The following is a 21,738-nucleotide window of genomic DNA, read 5'->3' on the forward strand; positions in this document are numbered from 1 at the left end:
TCAACTATACTGCCGCACCCGCGCCACCAGATCTTCCGCACTGTCGATGCGGTCGGCAATCACAATCAGCGCTTTACCGAGCGTTATCGCGTGGCGCAGGCATTCGTGTCGCATGGCCTCGTCCTGAATGGTGTCGATATCCGCGACGTGGGAAAGCCCGACGCTGCGGCGAACGAGTTCGGTGCCGCAGAAGCCGATGGCGTCATGCCAGACTTTTTTCAGGAACGCGGAGGCGTAACCCGGCGCGCCGAGCGCGGCGTCGCGCGTTTTCTCGTGTGCCAGCGCCTGGAAGCGTTCCGCGAAGGTGTTCCACAGCTCCTGAATATCGGTCAGGCGCTGCTCGCGCGCGGCGGCGGCATCGCGAATGCCCAGATGCCCCGGCAGGCCGCAGAAGTTCAGCAGCAGGTTGCCGATGGCGGTACCGACGTCAAAGCCAATCGGGCCAAAGTAGCCAAACTCGGCGTCGATGGCCTTCAGGCTGCCGTCCGCCACAAAAATCGACCCGCTGTGAATATCGCCGTGCAGGAGCGCTTCGGCGTGCGAGAAGAAGCGGTGCTTCAGGGAGGCCACGGCCATTTTCAGCTGAGCGTCGTTGCGCAGCGCCGCGACGTCATTTTCCAGCTCGGCCGGGTAGCTGTTGCGCTCGTGGATCTGGTACGGATCGTTGAAGAACAGATCTTCGGTGATCTCGCACATCTCCGGGTTGATGAATTTCGCCACCTGCGCTTTCTTCTCGTGCGGGTGCAGGTAGAAATCGCTGGTGTAGAACAGCGCGTGCGCGAGGTATTCACCCAGCTGACGCGCCGCCAGCGGGTAATAATTATTTTTGATCAGCTCGCCGCGCCAGATGCGATGGCTGGAGAGATCTTCCATCACCATCACTGCCAGCTCCGGATCGAAGTGGTGGATTTTCACGGTGTGCTGCGGGCTGTGCCGGTAGTGCTCGACCAGGGTTTGCGCCTCCAGACGGGCGCGGTCCAGCGTCAGCGGCCAGGACTCGCCGACGCAGCGCACGTAGGGTAGCGCCTGCTTAACGACGATGCGGCTCACGCCCGCGCTGTCGAAAATTTTAAAGACCAGATTGAGGTTGCCGTCGCCAATCTCCTGCGCCTCTACCAGCGATGAAGGATCGTCAAGTCCGCCAAACTGCCTGGCATACTCCACGGCATCCTGAGCGGTAAAGGTACGGTATTGCGACATGGCCTGCTCCTCACGAGTTTTTAAATTAAGACATGTAGACGTCTATACATCTGGATTTCATCCTGACACAATGTGCTACAACAACGCAACAGGGAATTAACGACATGCAGACATTACAGACGACCAGCCTGCGGGTGGCGAATAATCAGCTCTTTATTCTCGACCAGCAGGCCCTCCCGCAGGAGAAACGCTGGCTGGATGCCTCGACCGTAGAGGCGCTGGTTGGGCATATCCACGCCCTGCGCGTGCGCGGCGCGCCGCTGATTGGTCTCTCTGCAAGCCTGCTGCTGGCGCTGCTGGCGGAAAACGGCAAAAACCGTGACGAGCTGGCGATTGCGCTGGAAACCCTGCGCGCGTCCCGCCCGACGGCGGTGAACCTGATGAACAATCTCGACCGCATGAAGATTGCGCTGTGGCAGGAAGAGTATGTTCCGGCGCTGGTGTCGGAGGCGCTGCGCCTGATTGATGAAGATAAACGACTCTGTGATGCCATTGCGAAAGCGGGCAGCGCGCTGGTGAAGCCCGGCAGCCGCCTGCTGACCCACTGCAACACCGGCGGACTGGCAACGGCGGGGGTCGGTACGGCGCTTGGGGTCATTGCTCGCGCGCACCAGGAAGGCAACGTCAGCAACGTCTGGGTCGATGAAACCCGCCCGCTGCTGCAGGGCGGTAGATTGACCGCGTGGGAGCTTGGCGAGCTGGGTGTGCCGTATCAGCTGATTACCGATTCCATGGCCGCCAGCCTGATGGCGAAAGGGCAGGTAGACGCCGTGTGGGTGGGCGCAGACCGCATTGCGGCTAACGGCGACGTGGCGAACAAAATCGGCACCTACTCCCTGGCGGTGCTGGCAAAATTCCACGGCATTCCGTTCTATGTGGCCGCGCCGCAAACGACCCTCGACCCGGAATGCCCGAACGGCGACGCGATCCCGATTGAGCAGCGTGCCGCCAGCGAGGTGACGGGCGTCGCCGGAAGCTTTGGCGCGGTTCAGTGGGCGCCGGAAAACGCGCAGGTCTACAACCCGGCGTTTGACGTTACGCCAGCCTCGCTGATTAGCGGCTGGGTGCTGGATACGGGCGTGGTCACGCCGGAAGAGGTTGCGGAAGGGAAATTTGCCTGAGTCCGGCTATCCTTTAAGGGGCTCCCTTAAGAGGACAACATCGTGACGCTCGATCCTGAAACTGACTTAAAACTGGAGCGCGTGGTGGATGCACCGCGCGACCTGCTTTGGCTCTGCTGGACTACGCCGGAACACATCAAAAACTTCTTCATTCCTGCTCCCCATAAGGTGACCGAATGCGATCTCGACCTGCGCGTGGGCGGGCGGTTCAACACCGTGTTTGAGGTGGACGGTCAGCGGATGGATAACCGGGGCGTCTTCCTGGAAATCGATCCCGGTAAAAAGCTGGTCTTTACCGACGGCTATACCGAAGGCTGGAAACCGGCCGAGAAGCCGTTTATGACGGCGATTTTATTGCTGGAAGATGTCGGGGAGGGGAAAACCCGCTATACGGCGATTGCGCGTCATCCGACGAAGGAGATCCGCGAGCAGCATGATCAGATGGGCTTCCACGAAGGATGGGGGATTGTGCTGGATCAGCTGGTGGGATATGTGAAGGGATTGAAGGTGTAACGCGCTCGGATGCCCTCACCCTTACCCTCTCCCACAGGGAGAGGGAGAAAAGATCATGCCAGGCGTGGATACGCATCCGCAATCGCATCACCGGTAAACTGGGCCACCCAGCCTTCCGGGTTATCGAAAATACGAATGGCGGTAAAGTTCGGCTCTGAGCCCATATCAAACCAGTGCGGCGTGCCCGCGGGGACGGAGATCAGGTCGTTTTTCTCGCACAGCACCTGATACACCTCATCGCCAATGTGCAGGCAGAACAGCCCCGCGCCTTCCACGAAAAAGCGTACCTCATCTTCGCCGTGGGTGTGTTCGTTCAGGAACTTCGCGCGTAGCGCATCTTTCTGCGGATTGTCGGCGCGCAGGCTGATCACGTCCCAGCTCTGGTAACCCTTCTCTGCCACCAGTTTGTCGATCGCATGTTGATACGCCTCGATCACGGCTTCAGGCGCGGGATCGTGTCCTAAATCGCGATCCGCAGCCCAGCGTTCAAACCGCACGCCTTTGGCGTTGAGCTGTTGGGCAATCTCGGCGGCGTCGGTACTGTGCCACTGGTGTTGACTGGCGTCTTTGTCGGAATAAATGGTCAATGCGCTCATGAAGGGATCTGCTCCGGGTTAATCTCGTCAAACTGGTGGACCTGATGGTGGTGGCTTGCGCCGTCATCATCACCGCGAATCAGCTGCAGGGTACGAAAACCTGCCTGTTCAGCCGCATCCAGCTCCTGATGAATATCGGACAGGAACAGGATCTGCGACGGGGCAATGCCCGTTTGCGCCGCGATGTTCTGATAAGACTGCACCTCGCGCTTGGCGCCGATGTGGGTATCGAAATAGCCGCTGAACAGATGAGTAATATCACCTTCGTCGCTGTAGCCAAATAACAGTTTCTGCGCGGCGACGGAGCCAGAGGAATAAACATAGAGATCAATCCCTTGCGCTTTCCACTTTTCCAGCGCAGGCAGCACGTCGGGGTAGAGGTGTCCGGTAAAGTCGCCGTTAACGTAGCCGTCGTGCCAGATGATCCCCTGCAGGGCTTTGAGCGCGGTCGATTTGCGGTCTTCGTCCATAAAGGCAAACAGAGCGTCGATAAGTTCGCCGACGCTGGCGTGCGGGTTATCGATTTCATCACGCAGGTTGTCCAGAATGGATTTGACCGGCTCGGCGTACTGCTGCGCGGTCACGAAGGCCGCCAGCCGCTCACGCGCGTAGGGGAACAAAACGTCATGGACAAAACGAATATCGCTGGTGGTCCCTTCAATATCCGTCACAATCGCGCGAATCATATTCTCTCCAGTTGTCGTAAACGCATTTCGCATTCAAATAAGAATTCTAGCCCTTCCAGATGACGGCGGGCCTCGGCCACGTCGCGTCCCCAGCAGGTTAAGCCATGACCGCGCAGAAGAAAACCATAATTAAGCGGGCGTTCCTCTGCGTAATGGGCGATTCGGGAGGCGAGGGCGTCGATATCCTGGTCGTTATCAAAGATCGGGATAGCCACCGTGTCCATATGCGTGGTCTGCCCGGTGAGGGATTTTTGCATCTCAAAGCCGCTGATGTTGAGCTCGGCTTCTTTGACCAGACGGGACAGCACCGTGGCGTTAACCGTGTGAACGTGAAGGACGGCGTTGGCTTCAGGAAACAGACGATAGATAAGGGTGTGCAGCCCGGTCTCCGCCGACGGTTTACGACCGGACGGGGCGCGATTGGTGGCAATCTCGACCTGCAGGAAGTCATCGGTGGTGAGGCTGCCTTTGTCCTTTCCGGATTCGCTGAGCCAGCACAGATGTTCGTCCTGACGCACCGACATATTGCCGCCGGTGGCGGGCGCCCAGCCTTTGGCGCCAATCCAGCGGCAGGCGTCGACAAGATGTGTAAGTTGCAGGTTGTCTGTCATTTCCTTTTACCCTCGCGGCCAGGAATATTCATATGGTTTAGACGTCTAAGCGTCTTGATTGCCAAAGACTAACATCGTGTTATAGTGGCAGCAACATAAGTATTACAAGCAGGCACAACACAATGAGCAATAACGCATTGATTCCGCAGAGTAAACTTCCCAATCTCGGTACCACCATCTTTACGCAGATGAGCGCTCTGGCGCAGCAGCACAACGCCATTAACCTTTCTCAGGGCTTTCCGGATTTCGACGGCCCGCCCTATCTGCAGGAGCGCCTGGCGTACCACGTGGCGCAGGGGGCGAATCAGTATGCGCCGATGACGGGTGTGCAGGCGCTGCGGGAAGCCATTGCGGATAAAACGGCGGAACTGTATGGCCATAAGCCCGATGCGAACAGCGACATTACGGTGACGGCAGGGGCGACCGAAGCGCTGTATGCGGCCATCACCGCGCTGGTGCGTACGGGCGATGAAGTCATCTGCTTTGATCCGAGCTACGACAGCTATGCGCCTGCGGTTGAACTCTCCGGCGGCGTGGTGAAGCGCGTGGCGCTCCAGCCGCCGCATTTTCGCCCTGACTGGCAGGCGTTTGCTGCGCTGCTGAGCGACAAAACCCGCCTGGTGATCCTGAATACCCCGCACAATCCGTCGGCGACGGTGTGGCAAAAAGCCGATTTTGCCGCGCTGTGGCAGGCTATCGCCGAACGGGAAATTTACGTCCTGAGCGATGAAGTCTACGAGCACATCTGCTTTGCTGAGGAAGGGCATGCCAGCGTGCTGGCCCATCCGCAGCTTCGCGAGCGTGCTATCGCCGTCTCTTCGTTTGGTAAGACCTACCATATGACCGGCTGGAAGGTAGGGTACTGCGTGGCCCCGGCGGCCATCAGCGCTGAGCTGCGCAAAGTGCATCAGTACCTGACGTTTGCCGTGAACACGCCGGCTCAGCTGGCGCTGGCGGATATGCTGCGCGCTGAGCCCGCGCATTACCGCGAGCTGCCGCACTTCTATCGTGAACGTCGGGATCTGTTTGTGACGGCATTAAGCAAAAGCCGTCTGGAAATTTTGCCCTCAGAAGGGACCTATTTCCTGCTCGCCGATTACAGCGCGATTTCCGATCTGGACGACGTGAGTTTCTGCCAGTGGCTGACGAAAGAGGTGGGCGTGGCCGCCATTCCGCTGTCGGTGTTCTGCGCCGATCCCTTCCCGCATAAGCTGATCCGTCTTTGCTTTGCGAAGCAGGAATCGACGCTGCTGGCGGCGGCAGAGCGTCTTAACACGCTCTGATTATTTCACCGTCCAGGCTTCTGAGTAACGGCGGTCTGCAAACAGCTCCAGCAGACCGTTGATTTGCTTGAGGCGCAAGACTTCATCGCCGTCCATTCCCAGCTCCTTGCTTATTCTCTCGTCATTCCAGCCAAGCTGCACCAGCTCGCGAACGATCTCCGACATGGCGTTAATCTGGTGTCGACCCCGCGCCCGGTTGTGACGAATAGTGGCAGCCATACGGTCATGTTTATCCTGTCGGTCCTGGCGCAGGAAGGTGACGGGGAGATACCCCTTGAGCTGATGCTTCAACGCCGCCCGATTTTTACCGATTTCATGGCGATGAAAACCATCCACAATTTCGTAGTGTTGCGGTTCACTTTCTGTCACAACGATAGGTTGGGTGAATCCATCGAGTTCCAGCGACTTACTGAGCAGCCGTTTTTCTGGTGGAGCAACGTTATTGGGGTTGTAATCGTTAGCGGTAATAGCGTCCTGTCTTATCCAGAGGACGCAGTCTATCGGTTGCTCGCGAAACGGACTGTGTTTATGGATCGCCTCACGAAAAGCATTTATTGCGTTAATGCGGTCCTCTTCTGAAAGTGACTGAAGGTACGTTTCCATCTCGGTGATTAGTCTTTGTCGCATAATATGCCCCACTCCTTGCGTTTAGCCTTCACTCTGTCGCTGTAGCGCTGATAATGTTTGGGTTTGTTCGGGCTGAACGATAGCGCCCTGCACCAGTAGTCGTTATTCAGGAGAACTTTGCAAATACGGCGCCATGAGGGAATGTCTTTGGCTCCGATATCACCGTCCTGAGTATCGGGAATATCCTCCATGCCTCTCTTCTGATACCAGTGCAGATAAATGGCGATTTTATTGCGGTAATGCTCAGCCGTATTTTGCGGCATGCTTTCGAGGAGCAACATGGCATATTCGCGCCAGCAGAGGTGTTCGGGTTTCAAAATTTTTCGGTGACCATAAAAATGATTATCGTGTCCGGCGTACATTCCTCCGCTGCGTGCACCGCTCACGCGCTCGCACATGGCCGCCCAGCGATCGGGCTCAACAACGTGGTAGAGCCATAGTCCCTGGCGCTGTTCCGGGCCAAAGGGTTCACAAATACGCATGTAGCGTAGCGGCACGCCAGCCTGAAACATCAGGTCATAAAGTGGGTTATAGCAACAACCTGATTTGGCGAACCAGGTCCATATATCGGCGGTTTTCCAGTCGTAGAGAGGATAGATATACCAGGCATGTCCTCCTGGTGCGACGGTAGTCCAGGGCTTATCGTCGGCAAACCGCTGCTTACGCGCCGATGCGATAGCCAGGAAACGGTTGTAAGACTCATCGGCGCGGATGCCAATCAGTACCGCCGCCGGGCGATTGAGAGAGAACCAGTCGCAGAAACTGCGGACAAAGGTTTCAAACGTCATGCCAGGCTGGTAGAAAGGAAAATAAGCGGGATCGGTTATCGCATCGTCAGGAGGCTGGCGGACCCATTGGGTACCGGGTTCCCAGCATTGCCATTCCGGCTGGAATTGCGACAGTGAATTTTGCGTTGTCAGGGGAAGCGCGACCCACCAGAAATGGTTAATGACATCGCTGTACAATTCACGCATATGTTGCACATGGTTAATGGTATGGGAAAACTGCGCCTCCCAGTCAATAAAGAGCACATCTATTTTGACTTTCATCTGTCGCGCCTGTTGGGCAACCAGATGCAGCATGACGGTGGAGTCTTTTCCACCTGAAAAAGAAACACAGGTTCTGGGAAAATTTTCGAGAGTCCATTTTATTCGCTCCCGAGCAGCAGTAAGAACATCCTGGTTTAAAGGGTATTTATAAATTGACATGCTTATTCTCATCCTGAGGAATAAATACCAGACTGTAGCTTCAATACTAAAGAGAGGGTTATATTAATCAATAATTAATTGAATATATGACGGTTATGTTTCGTAGTTCTATAACGGTGGTGTATGTTTTAACAGTATGTTTCCCATTTGGTGCGAAAACCCCATCAATATCTCACGGTAATGATATTTCTTCAATAAAACTGGCGAATGCCGAGCTATTGAGTGCAGAACGATTATACATCATGTAAATATCAATGCTGGGGAAATGAATGTCTGTTTCCACTTTGCGCAGGTTGAGGGCTGGCCCATATTGTTCGAAGGCCGACGTGGGTACTAAACCTAAGAGATCGGATGAACCGATCATCGACAGAAGGGATATAAAAGAGTCGCTACGATAGACGATATTTCTTTCGAATAACAGGTTATCGACCTTGTTCTGATAGCCTTTGAAGCTGTTCTCACCGTTCAGGCAGGCGGTGAAGTTTTCATTCAGAATTTCTTCACGTGTAGGATTTTCACCGAGACGGGGGTGACCCTCCCGACAAACGAGAACGAAAGGAAGTTTATGGTAGAGGCTACAGGCGACAGAATGACTGTTAGAAGAGGAATACGAGAATATCAAGTCCGCCCTTCTGTAGGCCAGGAGATCTTCCGCTGAATCAGGAGAAAGAAAAACATCATGTAATTCAATCGAATAGTTATGGTTGTTCATGAGCAGTTTTATAGGATCAAGGGTTGCTTTCGTACTCATAAAATGCGGGCAATAAATGACAAAATTCTTCTTCAACCCGCTGCTGTGCATGATATTGATAGTCTGCTCTAGCTGGTTCAGGTTCTGTTCCAGATGATGATGCAAATTGACGCCGACGGTCGTGGGCGTGATCCCTTTTCCGGAACGGATAAACAGAGGATCGTTAAGTTGTCCTCTCAGGCGTTGCAGTGACTGGCTCACGGCAGAGGGCGTGATATACAGCGTCTCGGCGGCTTTACTGATACTAAGGTGTTGGTAAATACACTCAAAAATGACTAACAGATTAAGATCGAATTTTTTAAGATCATAGAGGTTTGCCATGTTCCGTCCTGAGATGCTGCGTTTGCTTTGGTTATCATATAACTGATAACAATAGTTTGAAGCTAACCATTAACAATCCGTTCGGTTAACTTTCGTAGTTTTAAATTAAAATCATCTTAATATATCACGGTGCCAGATTATTGAAATAGCGCTTCGAAGGCGATTAGGATAATTTTATCCTCGAGTAGGGAGTAAACGTATTAAATGACAATTGTCACTTATATATTGTGATGGTTTTATAATAAAAATAAATTTATAACGCTCCGCAATGATGTTCGACATAGCCTATCACAGCCATAGGCAGGAATGCCTCTCTTATGGATTGCTCAATCCCTGCGCGGATGGTGTAATCAAACGGCTGTTACCGCCTTGATATAAAGGGTTGTAGAGCGCAACGCAACGCCAGTTTCGGCTGGCACTGAATGTACCTGCGGGGAATTCAGGTATCAGGGCCGCCCGTTGAGGCGGCCTTTTTACTTTCAGGCTTTCCTGTAAAAGGTTCACCTTGTTGTCTTGTCGACGTTGTAAGGTTTGGCTGATTGATTTGATAAAGCATACGCATTAGCCCCGATGAATAAAGTTGGTTACATTACATCTCAACGAAAACACGGAGGAAGTACAGATGTCTTTGATTAATACCAAAATTAAACCTTTCAAAAACCAGGCGTTCAAAAACGGTGAGTTCATCGAAGTTACCGAGAAAGATACCGAAGGCCGCTGGAGCGTCTTCTTCTTCTATCCGGCTGACTTTACCTTCGTTTGCCCGACTGAACTGGGCGACGTGGCAGACCATTACGAAGAACTGCAGAAGCTGGGCGTAGACGTTTACTCTGTCTCTACCGATACCCACTTCACCCACAAAGCATGGCACAGCAGCTCTGAAACCATCGCGAAAATCAAATACGCGATGATTGGCGACCCGACTGGCGCCCTGACCCGTAACTTCGACAACATGCGTGAAGATGAAGGCCTGGCTGACCGCGCCACCTTCGTTGTTGATCCGCAGGGCATTATCCAGGCTATCGAAGTTACCGCTGAAGGTATCGGCCGTGATGCTTCTGACCTGCTGCGTAAAGTGAAAGCCGCTCAGTACGTGGCTTCTCACCCAGGCGAAGTGTGCCCGGCAAAATGGAAAGAAGGCGAAGCAACGCTGGCTCCATCCTTAGATCTGGTTGGTAAAATCTAAGTTTTGCCCATTCAGTAATCAATGGGCGCACCGCGCCCATTTCATTCCAGCACCATGATGCAAGTTGCATTCAGGCCGCCCGTATAAGGCAGCTTGCATGATGACGTCTTAAGAGAGGGAAGAACAATGCTCGACACAAACATGAAAACCCAGCTCAAGGCCTACCTTGAGAAACTGACCAAACCCGTTGAGCTGATTGCTACGCTTGACGACAGCGCCAAATCGGCAGAGATCAAGGAACTGCTGGCGGAGATCGCCGAGCTGTCGCCGAAAGTGACCTTCAAAGAAGACAACGCGCTGCCGGTCCGTAAGCCCTCTTTCCTGATTACCAACCCAGGCTCCGACCAGGGACCGCGCTTTGCAGGCTCGCCGCTGGGCCACGAATTTACTTCACTGGTGCTGGCGCTGCTGTGGACCGGTGGTCATCCGTCAAAAGAAGCGCAGGCGCTGCTGGAGCAGATCCGCGATATCGACGGCGATTTTGAGTTTGAAACCTATTACTCGCTCTCCTGCCACAACTGCCCGGACGTGGTGCAGGCGCTGAACCTGATGTCGGTCCTGAATTCGCGCATCAAGCACACGGCAATTGACGGCGGTACCTTCCAGAATGAAATCACCGATCGCAACGTGATGGGCGTTCCGGCGGTCTACATGAACGGCAAAGAGTTCGGCCAGGGGCGCATGACGCTGACCGAAATCGTTGCTAAAGTGGATACCGGTGCTGAAAAACGTGCGGCGGAAGCGCTGAACAAACGCGATGCCTACGACGTGCTGATCGTCGGTTCTGGCCCTGCCGGCGCGGCGGCAGCGGTGTACTCCGCGCGTAAAGGTATTCGTACCGGCCTGATGGGCGAACGCTTTGGTGGCCAGGTGCTCGATACCGTGGACATCGAAAACTACATCTCCGTGCCGAAGACCGAAGGCCAGAAGCTGGCGGGTGCGCTGAAGGCGCACGTCAGCGACTATGACGTGGACGTGATCGACAGCCAGAGCGCCAGCAAGCTGGTTCCGGCCGCAGTAGAGGGTGGTTTACACCAGATTGAAACCGCGTCCGGCGCGGTGCTGAAAGCGCGCAGCATTATCATTGCCACCGGTGCGAAATGGCGCAACATGAACGTCCCGGGCGAAGATCAGTACCGCACCAAAGGCGTGACCTACTGTCCGCACTGCGACGGCCCGCTGTTTAAAGGTAAACGCGTGGCGGTGATCGGCGGCGGTAACTCCGGCGTGGAAGCGGCTATCGACCTGGCGGGGATTGTTGAGCACGTTACCCTTCTGGAGTTCGCTCCAGAGATGAAGGCCGACCAGGTTCTGCAGGATAAAGTTCGCAGCCTGAAAAACGTCGACATCGTACTGAACGCGCAGACGACGGAAGTGAAGGGCGACGGCAGCAAAGTGACCGGTCTGGAATATCGCGACCGCGTGAGCGGCGACGTGCATAGCGTTCAGCTGTCAGGGATCTTTGTGCAGATTGGTCTGCTGCCAAACACCACCTGGCTGGAAGGCGCGATTGAGCGCAACCGCATGGGTGAAATCATCATTGATGCGAAGTGTGAAACCAGCGTGAAAGGCGTGTTTGCGGCGGGCGACTGCACCACCGTGCCGTACAAACAGATCATTATCGCCACGGGCGAAGGGGCGAAGGCGTCTCTGAGTTCATTTGACTATCTGATTCGCACCAAAACCGCATAAGAAAAGAAAGTAAGGCTACACCTGCAATAGCGAGAGGCCACCGAAAGGTGGCCTCTTTTTTTATCTGACGACCATCACCGGTATATGGGTGTGGCGGATGACGCTGGAGGCGTTAGAGCCCAGCAGATGCGTGGTTATTGACGGGTTACGCGAACCGATGACCACCACGTCTGCCTTCAGTTCGTTCGCCAGTTCGTTTACCGCATCGCGTACGCTGCCGAATCTGACGTGCGTTTTGATTCGTGAAGGGTCGATGCTGAAGTGGCTGACCATGGTTTGCAGGCGCGTTTCCGCTTCATGCTGCAGATGCTCTTCGAAGCGACGCACGTCGGCGGCAAAGCGGTGCAGGCTCAGGCTGGCGGAGCCTGGCAGTACGTGTAAAAGATGGATAACACCGTCCTGCTGCGCCAGGAACTCCGCATGGCGAACGGCCTTGTCGCTTAGCTCCATCTCAAAAACATCAACCGGCATAATAATTCTCTGATACATACCCGTTTCTCCTAGTTTATAAATGCTGTACTCATTCAACCATAAAATATTAATGGTTTCTGTAAGCGCTCCGTCAGTTTTCTTATCTCACCAGGATAAATCTCAAAAGCCCCGTATTCCAGGGCAGACCTTCAGGGGTAGCTACCCTTATACACTTACCTGAAGCCTTTCGGAGGTCGCATGAAAGCACTTACGTATCACGGTCCGCACCATGTTCGCGTCGAGAATGTCCCCGATCCCATCATCGAACAGCCTGACGATATCATTCTGCGCGTTACGGCCACGGCTATATGCGGCTCCGATTTGCATCTTTATCGCGGAAAGATCCCGAAGGTGCAGCACGGCGACATTTTTGGCCATGAGTTTATGGGGGAAATCGTCGAGTGCGGCGCAGAGGTGAAGAATTTGCAAAAAGGCGATCGCGTGGTGATCCCCTTTGTCATCGCCTGCGGAGACTGTTTCTTCTGTCGTCTGCAGCAATACGCGGCCTGTGAGAATACCAATGCCGGGCAGGGTGCCGCGCTGAACAAAAAGCAAATTCCCGCACCGGCCGCGCTGTTTGGCTATAGCCATCTCTACGGCGGCGTGCCGGGGGGGGCAGGCGGAATATGTCCGCGTGCCAAAAGGCAACGTCGGGCCGTTTAAGGTCCCGCAGCTTCTTTCCGATGATAAAGCGTTATTCCTTTCCGATATTTTGCCCACGGCCTGGCAGGCGGCAAAAAATGCGCAGATTGAAAAAGGCTCAAGCGTAGCGGTTTTCGGTGCTGGGCCGGTGGGGCTACTGACCATTGCCTGCGCGCGACTGCTGGGGGCTGAGCAGATCTTTGTTATCGATCATCATCCGTACCGGTTGCGATTTGCAGAGGCGCGTTACGGCGCAATCCCTATCAACTTTGATGATGATAACGACGCGGCGGAAAAAATCATCGAACAGACCGCGGGCCATCGCGGCGTTGACGCCGTGATTGATGCAGTCGGGTTTGAAGCGAAAGGTAGCACCACTGAAACGATCCTCAGCAATCTTAAAATTGAAGGCAGTAGCGGCAAAGCGTTGCGTCAGTGCATTGCTGCCGTACGGCGCGGTGGGGTGGTCAGCGTACCCGGCGTGTACGCTGGGTTTATTCATGGCTTCCTGTTTGGCGATGCCTTCGATAAGGGGCTGACGTTTAAGATGGGCCAGACGCACGTCCATGCCTGGCTGGGTGAACTGTTACCGCTGATCGAAAAAGGGCTGCTTACCCCGGAAGAGATCGTGACCCATTATCTTCCCCTTGCGGATGCGGAACGCGCCTATAAGGTATTCGAAAAACGGGAGGAAGAGTGCCGGAAGGTGATTCTGGTCCCTGGTGCGGAAACGCCCGAGGCCGCAGAGCAGAAAGTTAAGGGCCTGGTAAATGCTTTCCCGGGTGGGGTTGCATGAGTTCTCGCTTAACTGTGGCGTTCAAGATAAAGCACGGCCGCGACGATAATCGCCACAATAATGAGAAAAATAAGTGTGATAGCCAGTATCTCACTCATGACCGTCCCCGCGGCACCAAAACAGATTAAGCCTGGGTTAAGGGTCTTTTGCGCGATATAAGAAAATGGGGTGAATTTACGGAAAGAGGATGCGGCTGCATCCTCTGTGCAAAGCGGGTGGGCGCTTGTTCAGAAGTGTTTAACGCAGGTAATCGCCCGCAGCTTCTGGCTGGTAGAGCAACGCCAGTACTTCCAGATGGGCAGAGGCGCCGCCCGGCAATTCCCAGTGGATCGTATCCCCCGTACGCAGCCCCAGCAGTGCGGCACCCACAGGGGCCAGAACAGAAAGCTGTGTGCTGCTGTCGGTCATCTGAGCCGGATAAACCAGCGTACGGGTCAGCTCTTCACCGGTGGTCAGGTTGCGGAATTTCACCTGGCTGTTCATAGTGACCACGTCATGCGGCATCGTCTCAGGCGTGCACATCTGTGCCCGGTCGAGCTCCTCATTAAGGGCGTCGGCCACGGGGAGCGAGGCGAACTCCGCTTTTTCCAGCAGCCTGTCGATACGTTCTGCGTCGAGCTCATTGATGATAATGGTAGGTCTGAACATTTTTACTCCATGTCGTTAATGCTGCGTCTAACGCAGAAACTGATCCAAAAGAAAACCCTCGCCGTCTGGCAGCGAGGGTTTAACTCTCCCGATGATACTGGCTGAGCGCGCAAGTTTGAAGTGATGAAGGTCACATTCATGGCCCATATGAATTTTCGCTGAAATTTATTCAGTCTTCATTCCCGGCGGAATACGTTACGCTGAGTGTCCTGTATCCGGGCGTTGCCCACCAACGAGAGAGCACTATGTACTTCTATCAACCGTCCCAGGGGCACGGCCTGCCGCATGACCCGCTAAACGCCATTATTGGTCCACGTCCGATTGGCTGGATCTCCTCCTGCGATAAGGCAGGTCAGCTCAACCTCGCACCGTACAGCTTCTTTAACTGCTTTAACTATCGCCCGCCGATCATCGGTTTTTCCAGCAACGGCTGGAAGGACAGCGTGCGTAATATTAACGAAACAAAAGAGTTTGTCTGGAACCTCGCAACCCGCGATCTTGCCGAAGCCATGAACCAAACCTCTGCCATGCTTCCTCACGATCGGGATGAATTTAGCTTTGCCGGACTCACGCCGGCGACGAGCCAGCTGGTTAACGCGCCCCGCGTCGCGGAAAGCCCGGTGAACTTTGAGTGCCGCCTGTCGCAGTGCATTCAGCTTACCGGTGCCGACGGCACACCGGTCGATACCTGGCTGGTGCTGGGGGAGGTGGTCGGTATCCATATTGCCGAAACGCTGCTGGAAGAGGGGATTTACCAGACGGCGAAAGCGCAGCCCATCCTGCGTGCGGGTGGGCCGACGGCGTATTATGGCATCAGTGATGAAAACCGGTTTGATATGGTGCGCCCGGGCGCGGCTCAGTAGCCGGCTTTATCAATCACGAACTGTTTTCCGCAGTTACCCGGATGTGGCTGCGGGGCAAATGACGCCGCAGAAAGCGGGTTGTTAATGGTGTCCGCCTTAAGCGAAACCTGCATCTCGGTCAGATACGCCGGATTGCCGTTGCAGGTCAGCTTGATCGCTTTGATGTTTTCTTTGCCCCAGCTTTTGGCAACGGCAATGTCAAAGTCGCTGCGATTGACAGTTTTCCCGTAATTATCTGCGAGGAATTTACCAACCGCGCTGTTTTTAACTTCCTGATTCATCCGCACCATCGTGCCGAAATAGGCATCCGGATCGAAACCAAAGCAGACGCCATGTTTGGCGTATTCGTAGCGTTCCAGGCAGGAATTACCGCCTGCACCCGGCATCACGTCGTTGAGCTTTGCGGCAGCGGAAAGCGACAGCCCGGTTTCGGCGGCATCGCATTTGCGGCTGGCCTTCACTTCCGGCATGTTTGGAATGGGGCGCGTGGCGCAGCCAAAACGCATCCATCGACGCTCATCCACCCCGCGTGCGGCGATGGATTTTGGCAGGCCGGGCCATAGTCCGTGAACGGTCAGAAAATCGGCTTTATTATCACGCTCTTTTTGCAGGCGACATTCGTCAGGTTCATTGCGGTTGCGTTCGACCATGCTCTGGCAAAACCCGGTTTGCCAGGACAGAGCCAACACATAGCGATCGAAATCGCCGTACTGTGTTGCCTTCAGCGGTTCCGCCTGTGCGGAGAAGATACAGAGAGCAAGCGCCATTGCGCCAGACGGGACGACGATATCCTTCCTGAACATATGATTTCCTGATCGAATGAGCACGATTAATTTCTGGAAGTTATTAAAGCACAAAAAGCGCCCGCAGGCGCTTTTTGGATATCAGTAATTTAGCTTAGGCCGCGCCGGGAACCAGCACTTCCGTGGCGATAATCACGATAATCAGACCAACCAAAACGGGTACTGAGGTGCGCTTGACGACTTCAAATGGCGAGATTTTCGCCATTCCGGCAACGGCAACGACCACGCCCGACACCGGCGAAATGGTACGGCCCAGGTTTGACGCCTGCAGCATGGGAATGGAGAGATAGGCCGGATTAATGCCGGAGGAGTGAGCCAGTTTCGGGATCATCTCAACGAAAGCGTAGAAAGGGGCATTACCGGAACCGGTGGTCATCGCCGCCAGCATGGTTAGCACCACCAGAACCAGCATCAGGATAATACTGGCCGAGCCGAACGAGGTGGCGATAGAGATCAGGCTCTGGATAAAGCCGATTGTGCTCAGACCCTGGGCAAAAACGCCCGCTGCAACCAGCAGCATCACCACGCCAGCAAAGGCATCCGCCATACCGCGATACGCTACTTCCAGACCCGAGAAGACTTTTTGCGTGTTAAAACCGCGCACAAACTCCAGCGCGGCGGCCAGCAGCATACAGATAACCAGAATGGTGATGATGTGCAGCTGTGGACCCCATTTGCCGTCAAAAATCAGCACTCCGACGATCGGAGTGAACGGCAGAATGGCATAGAGCGCGGGAGCGGTGGTGGTGATTTCACTCACATCCATCATTTCATGGCTGATGTTTTCTTTCTTGTCGAGATAGCGTTGCCAGAAGAAATGCGCGATCCCCATGCCCACTATGGCAACGATTGAGATCGGTAACGTGGTTTTAAAGGCGAAGTCGATGAGTGACATCTCCGCCGCCTTTGCCGCCAGCACAACGTCGCCGGATGTTGGGGAGAGAATAATGGCTGCCGGAGACGCACAAATTGCCGCGGCCGCGCCACGGCTAATGCCCACGTTCACCATAACCGGGAACAGCGTGGCCATCAGCAGTACGCCAAGTCCGGTAGCCGACGAAACGGCCAGCGACATCAGGCAGGCGAGGAAATAGGCCGCGACCATCAGCAGATATGGCGAATTGATGTATTGCAGAGGTTTGGAGGCTAGCTTAACGACCATATCGTTAGCGCCGATGTGGGTCATATAGGCCGCAAAACCACACAGCATCATGATCATCATGCCCAGATCGCCGCCGCGGCTCATGAGCAATATTTTAATGTATTCAACAATATCTGTAGCGCTGTAACCGGTGCTGGTCGCGCTGGCAGGTAACACCTGGTGCCCCATTATTGCGCTGATAATCAGCAGCGTTAAACCGCCGACAAATAATACGCCCGTGGCCGAGTAGCCTTTAATGATGTAGCGTGCGACGCCGACAATGACGACGACTCCAATAAGGAGTTCGAATAGCGTAAGCATGATTTCCCCTGTATCTCTGCTGCAATGAAGCACAAAAAATCAATAAAAAAAAGAAGGATGAAAATGTGCCGAATAATTGGCCTGTTCTTGCTGATTAAAATCAATAAACAGACGACTAGAGAACAGAACAACCGTGTTTTTGCCATGGTTCATACATTTATGTCATGAGGCCCTTGACCGTCAGAAATAGCGCAACATGTCCCAATAATGATAACAAATTGTTAATGCTTTGTGTGGTTTTGCATGTCACTGATTAAGAAGGTTAAAGTATAAGCCCACACTCCGAATGGGTTTATTTGAGCGTGCTGCATGCTTTCTTTAAGAATATTCCCGGAAAGAGGCCGAATAATTAGGAATAACGCCGATGTCGTTAAGACTTGATTCAACTACCTTATGGTAAACTTTGCTTCGAATACTAAGAATGGTAATTGCATTGTGATCGTACGTAATACATTTTTCTCTATTTTGTTGTTTATTTTGGGGCAGTTAACGTTTTCTTCTGTTGCACAGGCAGAAGGCAAAGAGGCGGATAAAGGCTGGTTCTCAACCTTTACGGATAATGTTTCCCAGACATGGACTGCACCTGAACATTATGATCTCTATGTTCCGGCAATAACGTGGCATGCGCGGTTTGCTTATGACAAAGAGAAAACCGATAAATACAACGAGCGTCCATGGGGTGCGGGTTTTGGTCAGTCGCGCTGGGATGAAAAGGGAAACTGGCATGGCATCTATCTGATGGCCTTCAAAGACTCGTTTAATAAATGGGAGCCTATTGGGGGTTATGGTTGGGAGAAAACCTGGCGCCCGCTAGCGGACGAAAACTTCCACGTCGGTTTGGGCTATACCGCCGGGGTCACTGCACGTGACAACTGGAACTACATCCCGATCCCAGTGCTGCTGCCTTTGGCCTCTATTGGCTATGGCCCCGCAACGTTCCAGATGACCTACATTCCGGGTACGTACAACAACGGTAACGTTTACTTCGCCTGGATGCGTTTTCAGTTTTAACTGACAAAACGTTACATGCTGGTGAAAAAACGTGCAGACGTTGATTCATAAGCGATAAAAATCTGTCAGTGAAAATTAACGCGACTTTAGTCACTTTTTATCAAAGAACCGCTGGACAAAAGGTCTCACAATTGATGTACTGATAACCGACACAGCATTTGTGTCGTTTTTTAATGTAAAGGTAATTTTGATGTCTAAGATTAAAGGTAACGTTAAGTGGTTTAATGAGTCCAAAGGATTCGGTTTCATTACTCCTGAAGATGGCAGCAAAGACGTGTTCGTACACTTCTCTGCAATCCAGTCTAATGGTTTCAAAACTCTGGCTGAAGGTCAGCGTGTAGAGTTCGAAATCACTAACGGTGCCAAAGGCCCTTCTGCTGCTAACGTAATCGCTCTGTAATTCAGACGCGTCAGCAAGAATTTCAAAACCCGCTCAACGAGCGGGTTTTTTTCGTGTTGAATCAGCCAAGCAGATACATTTTCAGGAAGCTGGCAACGATCAGCACGCTCAATAACACCATTCCTGCGCTCATCAGACTCTGTTTCATTCTGTCACCCTCGTTCAGTACTGCATTCAGAGTGACAGAGAAAAATTAAGCCAACATTAACGGTTCGGCTGTTAATGCGCGCTTGCGGAAGAAAATAGCCAAAATGCGATCCCAGTCATCGCAAAAGAGCCGAGCATATTGATCGCCATATTCATCAGCGCCCAGCCGATACGGCCTTCCTGAAAGAGAAAAACTGTCTCCGCAGAAAAGGTTGAGAAGGTGGTCAAACCGCCGCAAAATCCGGTGGTAATCAATACCTTCCACATTGGGTCGATATGCGTCATTCGGTTAAACCAGGCCAGCCCCATGCCAATGATAAAAGCACCAATCAGGTTAGCGGCAAGCGTCCCCATGGGAATCGCCTGATGCAGGGGATTAAACCGCATACTCAGAAACCACCGCGCAACGCTACCCGTTCCCCCACCAATAAAAACGGCTAAAAGTAGTTGTAACACGCTAAATACCTGCTATTTGATGTGTAAGAGAAGCGAGTTTAACGCCGTTTATGATAAGGGGACAAATATGTATGTTGCGGTAGGGCAGTTTGTGGTCACGCCTGAGTGGCATAAAAATGCGCTCACGTGCGTCAACCTGATGAAGCAGGCCGGGCAGAAAGGGGCGTCGCTGCTGGTTCTCCCCGAGGCGCTGCTGGCCAGGGATGATAATGACCCGGATTTATCCGTGAAGTCCGCGCAGCCGCTGGACGGCGAATTTTTACAACATTTGCTCGCCCAGAGCGCGGGCAATACGATGACGACAATCTTAACGATCCATGTTCCCTCCACGCAGGGCCGTGCAGTGAATACGCTGGTGGCGATTCGTGACGGGGCCATAGTCGCACATTACGCCAAGCTTCATCTCTATGACGCGTTCAGCATCCAGGAGTCGAGGCTCGTTGACCCCGGAGACAATATCCCACCGCTGCTGGAGATTGACGGATTCAGGATCGGGCTGATGACCTGCTATGACCTGCGTTTTCCCGAGCTGGCGCTGCATCTGGCGCTGCAGGGTGCGGACATGCTGGTGCTGCCTGCCGCGTGGGTCAAAGGGCCGTTAAAAGAGCACCACTGGGCAACGTTGCTTGCGGCACGCGCGCTGGATACCACCTGCTATGTCGTTGCCGCAGGAGAATGTGGCACGAAAAACATCGGGCAAAGCAGGGTGGTTGATCCGCTGGGGGTGACGATAGCCGCCGCCGCTGAAGCCCCGGACCTGCTGGTTGCGGAGATAAAACCAGAGAGAATTGCGCTTGCGCGTCAGCAATTACCCGTTCTTCTTAATCGTCGGTTTGCGCCACCGCAATTATTGTGATGTTTTTTTCAACAATGCTTGATTCACCTTGTTACAGATTGCTATTGTGTGCACGCGCTAAATGACCGTTAATACAATCAGGTTTTGGCGCTGAATGCAGCCTGTTATAAGTAAAGAAGGTATCTATGGGTGAGATTAGTATTACCAAACTGCTGGTGGTTGCCGCACTGGTCGTCCTGCTGTTTGGTACCAAGAAGTTACGCACGCTGGGTGGTGACCTGGGGGCTGCCATCAAAGGCTTTAAGAAAGCGATGAACGATGATGATGCAGCGGCGAAGAAAAGCGCCGAGGATGACGTCCCGGCAGATAAGCTTTCTCACAAAGAGTGACAGCATCGCCCAAGGGCTTGCGAAAAAAAACCGGCTCATGTGGCCGGTTTTTTCGTATTACTGTAAATGAATATTACAGCATTATTTCACTTCTTCGCCTTTAGCCTGCATATCGGCATGGTATGAAGAGCGAACAAATGGGCCGCATGCTGCGTGGGTGAAGCCCATCGCCATCGCTTCGGCTTTCATTTCATCGAACTCGTCCGGGCTCACGTAGCGCTGTACCGGCAGGTGGTGACGGCTTGGCTGGAGATACTGTCCCAGGGTCAACATGGTCACACCGTGGCGGCGAAGATCGCGCATCACCTCGATGATTTCGTCGTTAGTTTCACCCAGACCCACCATCAGACCAGACTTAGTCGGAATATGTGGATGCGCTTCTTTGAAACGCTCCAGCAGTTTCAGAGACCAGTTATAGTCAGCACCCGGGCGTACCTGACGGTAGATACGCGGCACGTTCTCCAGATTGTGGTTAAACACATCTGGCGGCGTAGCGGTGAGGATATCCAGCGCGCGGTCCATACGGCCACGGAAGTCAGGCACCAGCGTCTCGATTTTGATGTTTGGACTTTTCTCGCGAATGGCCGTAATACAGTCGGCGAAGTGCTGAGCACCACCGTCACGCAGGTCGTCACGGTCAACCGACGTGATAACCACATAACGCAGCGCCATGTCGGCGATGGTCTGCGCCAGTTTCTGGGGTTCGTTAGCATCAGGCGCGACTGGACGGCCATGAGCAACATCGCAGAACGGGCAGCGGCGGGTACAGATAGCACCCAGAATCATAAACGTCGCGGTACCGTGATTGAAACATTCAGCAAGGTTCGGGCAAGAGGCTTCTTCACAAACGGAGTGAAGGCCATTCTTGCGCATCGCCGCTTTGATCCCCTGGATACGCGAAGAGTCGGCCGGAAGTTTGATTTTCATCCATTCCGGTTTTCTTAACAGCGCCTCGCGCTCTGTAGCCACGTTTTTAACCGGGATAAGGGCCATTTTATCGGCATCGCGGTATTTAACACCGCGTTCCATCACAATGGGTTTACTCATAGCGTGCGTGTT

General features: G+C 53.7%; 24 protein-coding genes and 1 pseudogene. 11 read left to right on the forward strand and 14 right to left on the reverse strand.

Annotated elements, in window-relative coordinates; all coding sequences use genetic code 11:
• Entirely contained in the window at positions 1 to 1,200 is a 1,200-nt protein-coding gene (mtnK, locus tag FOY93_RS06190) for an S-methyl-5-thioribose kinase (protein ID WP_143344821.1), read from the reverse strand.
• Between the two features lie 104 nt (positions 1,201 to 1,304).
• Here mtnK and mtnA point away from each other — a divergent pair, with 104 nt between their 5' ends.
• Both mtnA and FOY93_RS06200 read left to right on the forward strand, forming a co-directional pair.
• Positions 1,305 to 2,321 (forward strand): S-methyl-5-thioribose-1-phosphate isomerase, encoded by a 1,017-nt coding sequence (gene mtnA / locus FOY93_RS06195; protein WP_047173405.1) that lies wholly within the window; start codon positions 1,305 to 1,307, stop codon positions 2,319 to 2,321.
• A 42-nt stretch (positions 2,322 to 2,363) separates the two neighbouring features.
• On the forward strand, positions 2,364 to 2,834 hold the full coding sequence (locus tag FOY93_RS06200; protein ID WP_143344822.1) for an SRPBCC family protein: 471 nt from the start codon (positions 2,364 to 2,366) through the stop codon (positions 2,832 to 2,834).
• 53 nt (positions 2,835 to 2,887) lie between these two features.
• Here FOY93_RS06200 and FOY93_RS06205 read toward each other — a convergent pair whose 3' ends face one another.
• From FOY93_RS06205 to FOY93_RS06215, 3 genes are read right to left on the reverse strand one after another with little or no spacing between them, the layout of a single operon-like run.
• Positions 2,888 to 3,430: a 1,2-dihydroxy-3-keto-5-methylthiopentene dioxygenase gene (locus FOY93_RS06205; protein ID WP_023293046.1), complete on the reverse strand. Its 543-nt coding sequence runs from the start codon at positions 3,428 to 3,430 to the stop codon at positions 2,888 to 2,890.
• Positions 3,427 to 4,116 carry an acireductone synthase gene (mtnC, locus tag FOY93_RS06210; RefSeq protein WP_127730004.1) on the reverse strand — a complete coding sequence of 230 codons (690 nt, stop codon included), beginning with the start codon at positions 4,114 to 4,116 and terminating at the stop codon, positions 3,427 to 3,429. Before mtnC ends, FOY93_RS06205 begins: the two co-directional genes overlap by 4 nt.
• Positions 4,113 to 4,727 (reverse strand): methylthioribulose 1-phosphate dehydratase, encoded by a 615-nt coding sequence (locus tag FOY93_RS06215; protein WP_133293980.1) that lies wholly within the window; start codon positions 4,725 to 4,727, stop codon positions 4,113 to 4,115. The genes mtnC and FOY93_RS06215 overlap by 4 nt, the downstream gene beginning before the upstream one ends.
• Before the next feature lie 122 nt (positions 4,728 to 4,849).
• On the opposite strand from FOY93_RS06215, the gene FOY93_RS06220 reads away from it, so the two are divergent.
• The gene (locus tag FOY93_RS06220; protein WP_136195342.1) at positions 4,850 to 6,010 is read left to right on the forward strand and encodes a pyridoxal phosphate-dependent aminotransferase; all 1,161 of its coding nucleotides are present in this window, start codon (positions 4,850 to 4,852) and stop codon (positions 6,008 to 6,010) included.
• On the opposite strand, the gene FOY93_RS06225 is transcribed toward FOY93_RS06220, so the two are convergent.
• The 3 genes from FOY93_RS06225 to citR form a co-directional block, all read right to left on the reverse strand.
• On the reverse strand, positions 6,011 to 6,637 hold the full coding sequence (locus FOY93_RS06225) for an IbrB-like domain-containing protein (RefSeq protein WP_133293982.1): 627 nt from the start codon (positions 6,635 to 6,637) through the stop codon (positions 6,011 to 6,013).
• The gene (locus FOY93_RS06230; protein WP_143344823.1) at positions 6,622 to 7,845 is read right to left on the reverse strand and encodes a phosphoadenosine phosphosulfate reductase; all 1,224 of its coding nucleotides are present in this window, start codon (positions 7,843 to 7,845) and stop codon (positions 6,622 to 6,624) included. Before FOY93_RS06230 ends, FOY93_RS06225 begins: the two co-directional genes overlap by 16 nt.
• Before the next feature lie 172 nt (positions 7,846 to 8,017).
• Entirely contained in the window at positions 8,018 to 8,917 is a 900-nt protein-coding gene (gene citR, locus FOY93_RS06235) for a DNA-binding transcriptional repressor CitR (RefSeq protein ID WP_143344824.1), read from the reverse strand.
• Positions 8,918 to 9,539: 622 nt separating this feature from the next.
• Between citR and ahpC the strand changes: the two genes are divergently transcribed.
• A complete protein-coding gene (gene ahpC, locus FOY93_RS06240; RefSeq protein WP_014882974.1) occupies positions 9,540 to 10,103 on the forward strand; it encodes an alkyl hydroperoxide reductase subunit C in 564 nt (187 codons plus the stop codon).
• Between the two features lie 126 nt (positions 10,104 to 10,229).
• Positions 10,230 to 11,795 carry an alkyl hydroperoxide reductase subunit F gene (gene ahpF / locus FOY93_RS06245; RefSeq protein ID WP_143344825.1) on the forward strand — a complete coding sequence of 522 codons (1,566 nt, stop codon included), beginning with the start codon at positions 10,230 to 10,232 and terminating at the stop codon, positions 11,793 to 11,795.
• A gap of 60 nt (positions 11,796 to 11,855) precedes the next feature.
• Here ahpF and uspG read toward each other — a convergent pair whose 3' ends face one another.
• A complete protein-coding gene (gene uspG, locus FOY93_RS06250; protein ID WP_023310731.1) occupies positions 11,856 to 12,284 on the reverse strand; it encodes a universal stress protein UspG in 429 nt (142 codons plus the stop codon).
• Between the two features lie 180 nt (positions 12,285 to 12,464).
• On the opposite strand from uspG, the pseudogene FOY93_RS06255 reads away from it, so the two are divergent.
• Positions 12,465 to 13,704 (forward strand): annotated as a pseudogene (locus tag FOY93_RS06255) (zinc-dependent alcohol dehydrogenase).
• 8 nt (positions 13,705 to 13,712) lie between these two features.
• Here the strand turns inward: FOY93_RS06255 and yldA are convergent.
• Positions 13,713 to 13,802, reverse strand: a complete 90-nt coding sequence (gene yldA / locus FOY93_RS23945; RefSeq protein WP_271367125.1) for a small membrane protein YldA — start codon at positions 13,800 to 13,802, stop codon at positions 13,713 to 13,715.
• Positions 13,803 to 13,941: 139 nt separating this feature from the next.
• Positions 13,942 to 14,352, reverse strand: a complete 411-nt coding sequence (rnk, locus tag FOY93_RS06260; protein ID WP_143344826.1) for a nucleoside diphosphate kinase regulator — start codon at positions 14,350 to 14,352, stop codon at positions 13,942 to 13,944.
• Positions 14,353 to 14,597: 245 nt separating this feature from the next.
• Here rnk and FOY93_RS06265 point away from each other — a divergent pair, with 245 nt between their 5' ends.
• Positions 14,598 to 15,215: a flavin reductase family protein gene (locus tag FOY93_RS06265; RefSeq protein ID WP_133293986.1), complete on the forward strand. Its 618-nt coding sequence runs from the start codon at positions 14,598 to 14,600 to the stop codon at positions 15,213 to 15,215.
• Here FOY93_RS06265 and rna read toward each other — a convergent pair.
• Positions 15,209 to 15,982 carry a ribonuclease I gene (gene rna / locus FOY93_RS06270; protein ID WP_411813723.1) on the reverse strand — a complete coding sequence of 258 codons (774 nt, stop codon included), beginning with the start codon at positions 15,980 to 15,982 and terminating at the stop codon, positions 15,209 to 15,211. The genes FOY93_RS06265 and rna overlap by 7 nt on opposite strands.
• 130 nt (positions 15,983 to 16,112) lie before the next feature.
• The gene (gene dcuC, locus FOY93_RS06275; protein WP_111964403.1) at positions 16,113 to 17,480 is read right to left on the reverse strand and encodes an anaerobic C4-dicarboxylate transporter DcuC; all 1,368 of its coding nucleotides are present in this window, start codon (positions 17,478 to 17,480) and stop codon (positions 16,113 to 16,115) included.
• A 393-nt stretch (positions 17,481 to 17,873) separates the two neighbouring features.
• Between dcuC and pagP the strand changes: the two genes are divergently transcribed.
• Both pagP and cspE read left to right on the forward strand, forming a co-directional pair.
• Positions 17,874 to 18,491 (forward strand): lipid IV(A) palmitoyltransferase PagP, encoded by a 618-nt coding sequence (pagP, locus tag FOY93_RS06280; RefSeq protein ID WP_232057379.1) that lies wholly within the window; start codon positions 17,874 to 17,876, stop codon positions 18,489 to 18,491.
• Positions 18,492 to 18,681: 190 nt separating this feature from the next.
• Entirely contained in the window at positions 18,682 to 18,891 is a 210-nt protein-coding gene (gene cspE / locus FOY93_RS06285) for a transcription antiterminator/RNA stability regulator CspE (RefSeq protein WP_002439184.1), read from the forward strand.
• 219 nt (positions 18,892 to 19,110) lie between these two features.
• Here cspE and crcB read toward each other — a convergent pair whose 3' ends face one another.
• Positions 19,111 to 19,494, reverse strand: a complete 384-nt coding sequence (gene crcB, locus FOY93_RS06290; RefSeq protein ID WP_008501029.1) for a fluoride efflux transporter CrcB — start codon at positions 19,492 to 19,494, stop codon at positions 19,111 to 19,113.
• Positions 19,495 to 19,561: 67 nt separating this feature from the next.
• On the opposite strand from crcB, the gene FOY93_RS06295 reads away from it, so the two are divergent.
• Together FOY93_RS06295 and tatE are read left to right on the forward strand one after the other, a co-directional pair.
• Complete coding sequence (locus tag FOY93_RS06295; RefSeq protein ID WP_133293988.1) at positions 19,562 to 20,350, forward strand: deaminated glutathione amidase; 789 nt, start codon at positions 19,562 to 19,564, stop codon at positions 20,348 to 20,350.
• A gap of 125 nt (positions 20,351 to 20,475) precedes the next feature.
• Entirely contained in the window at positions 20,476 to 20,679 is a 204-nt protein-coding gene (gene tatE / locus FOY93_RS06300; RefSeq protein ID WP_023310742.1) for a twin-arginine translocase subunit TatE, read from the forward strand.
• Between the two features lie 81 nt (positions 20,680 to 20,760).
• Here the strand turns inward: tatE and lipA are convergent, their stop codons facing one another.
• Entirely contained in the window at positions 20,761 to 21,726 is a 966-nt protein-coding gene (gene lipA, locus FOY93_RS06305) for a lipoyl synthase (RefSeq protein ID WP_028019480.1), read from the reverse strand.
• Positions 21,727 to 21,738: the final 12 nt, after the last annotated feature.

Origin of the sequence: Enterobacter sp. 18A13 (assembly GCF_007035975.1) — a bacterium.
Lineage (GTDB): Bacteria > Pseudomonadota > Gammaproteobacteria > Enterobacterales > Enterobacteriaceae > Enterobacter > Enterobacter vonholyi.

Bases quoted from the DNA above. Each gene is read 5' to 3' on its own strand.
- mtnK (WP_143344821.1), bottom strand. From the start codon at position 1,200: ATGTCGCAATACCGTACCTTTACCGCTCAGGATGCCGTGGAGTATGCC.
- mtnA (WP_047173405.1), top strand. From the start codon at position 1,305: ATGCAGACATTACAGACGACCAGCCTGCGGGTGGCGAATAATCAGCTC.
- FOY93_RS06205 (WP_023293046.1), bottom strand. From the start codon at position 3,430: ATGAGCGCATTGACCATTTATTCCGACAAAGACGCCAGTCAACACCAG.
- mtnC (WP_127730004.1), bottom strand. From the start codon at position 4,116: ATGATTCGCGCGATTGTGACGGATATTGAAGGGACCACCAGCGATATT.
- FOY93_RS06215 (WP_133293980.1), bottom strand. From the start codon at position 4,727: ATGACAGACAACCTGCAACTTACACATCTTGTCGACGCCTGCCGCTGG.
- FOY93_RS06220 (WP_136195342.1), top strand. From the start codon at position 4,850: ATGAGCAATAACGCATTGATTCCGCAGAGTAAACTTCCCAATCTCGGT.
- FOY93_RS06225 (WP_133293982.1), bottom strand. From the start codon at position 6,637: ATGCGACAAAGACTAATCACCGAGATGGAAACGTACCTTCAGTCACTT.
- FOY93_RS06230 (WP_143344823.1), bottom strand. From the start codon at position 7,845: ATGTCAATTTATAAATACCCTTTAAACCAGGATGTTCTTACTGCTGCT.
- citR (WP_143344824.1), bottom strand. From the start codon at position 8,917: ATGGCAAACCTCTATGATCTTAAAAAATTCGATCTTAATCTGTTAGTC.
- ahpC (WP_014882974.1), top strand. From the start codon at position 9,540: ATGTCTTTGATTAATACCAAAATTAAACCTTTCAAAAACCAGGCGTTC.
- ahpF (WP_143344825.1), top strand. From the start codon at position 10,230: ATGCTCGACACAAACATGAAAACCCAGCTCAAGGCCTACCTTGAGAAA.
- uspG (WP_023310731.1), bottom strand. From the start codon at position 12,284: ATGTATCAGAGAATTATTATGCCGGTTGATGTTTTTGAGATGGAGCTA.
- yldA (WP_271367125.1), bottom strand. From the start codon at position 13,802: ATGAGTGAGATACTGGCTATCACACTTATTTTTCTCATTATTGTGGCG.
- rnk (WP_143344826.1), bottom strand. From the start codon at position 14,352: ATGTTCAGACCTACCATTATCATCAATGAGCTCGACGCAGAACGTATC.
- FOY93_RS06265 (WP_133293986.1), top strand. From the start codon at position 14,598: ATGTACTTCTATCAACCGTCCCAGGGGCACGGCCTGCCGCATGACCCG.
- rna (WP_411813723.1), bottom strand. From the start codon at position 15,982: ATGGCGCTTGCTCTCTGTATCTTCTCCGCACAGGCGGAACCGCTGAAG.
- dcuC (WP_111964403.1), bottom strand. From the start codon at position 17,480: ATGCTTACGCTATTCGAACTCCTTATTGGAGTCGTCGTCATTGTCGGC.
- pagP (WP_232057379.1), top strand. From the start codon at position 17,874: ATGGTAAACTTTGCTTCGAATACTAAGAATGGTAATTGCATTGTGATC.
- cspE (WP_002439184.1), top strand. From the start codon at position 18,682: ATGTCTAAGATTAAAGGTAACGTTAAGTGGTTTAATGAGTCCAAAGGA.
- FOY93_RS06295 (WP_133293988.1), top strand. From the start codon at position 19,562: ATGTATGTTGCGGTAGGGCAGTTTGTGGTCACGCCTGAGTGGCATAAA.
- tatE (WP_023310742.1), top strand. From the start codon at position 20,476: ATGGGTGAGATTAGTATTACCAAACTGCTGGTGGTTGCCGCACTGGTC.
- lipA (WP_028019480.1), bottom strand. From the start codon at position 21,726: ATGAGTAAACCCATTGTGATGGAACGCGGTGTTAAATACCGCGATGCC.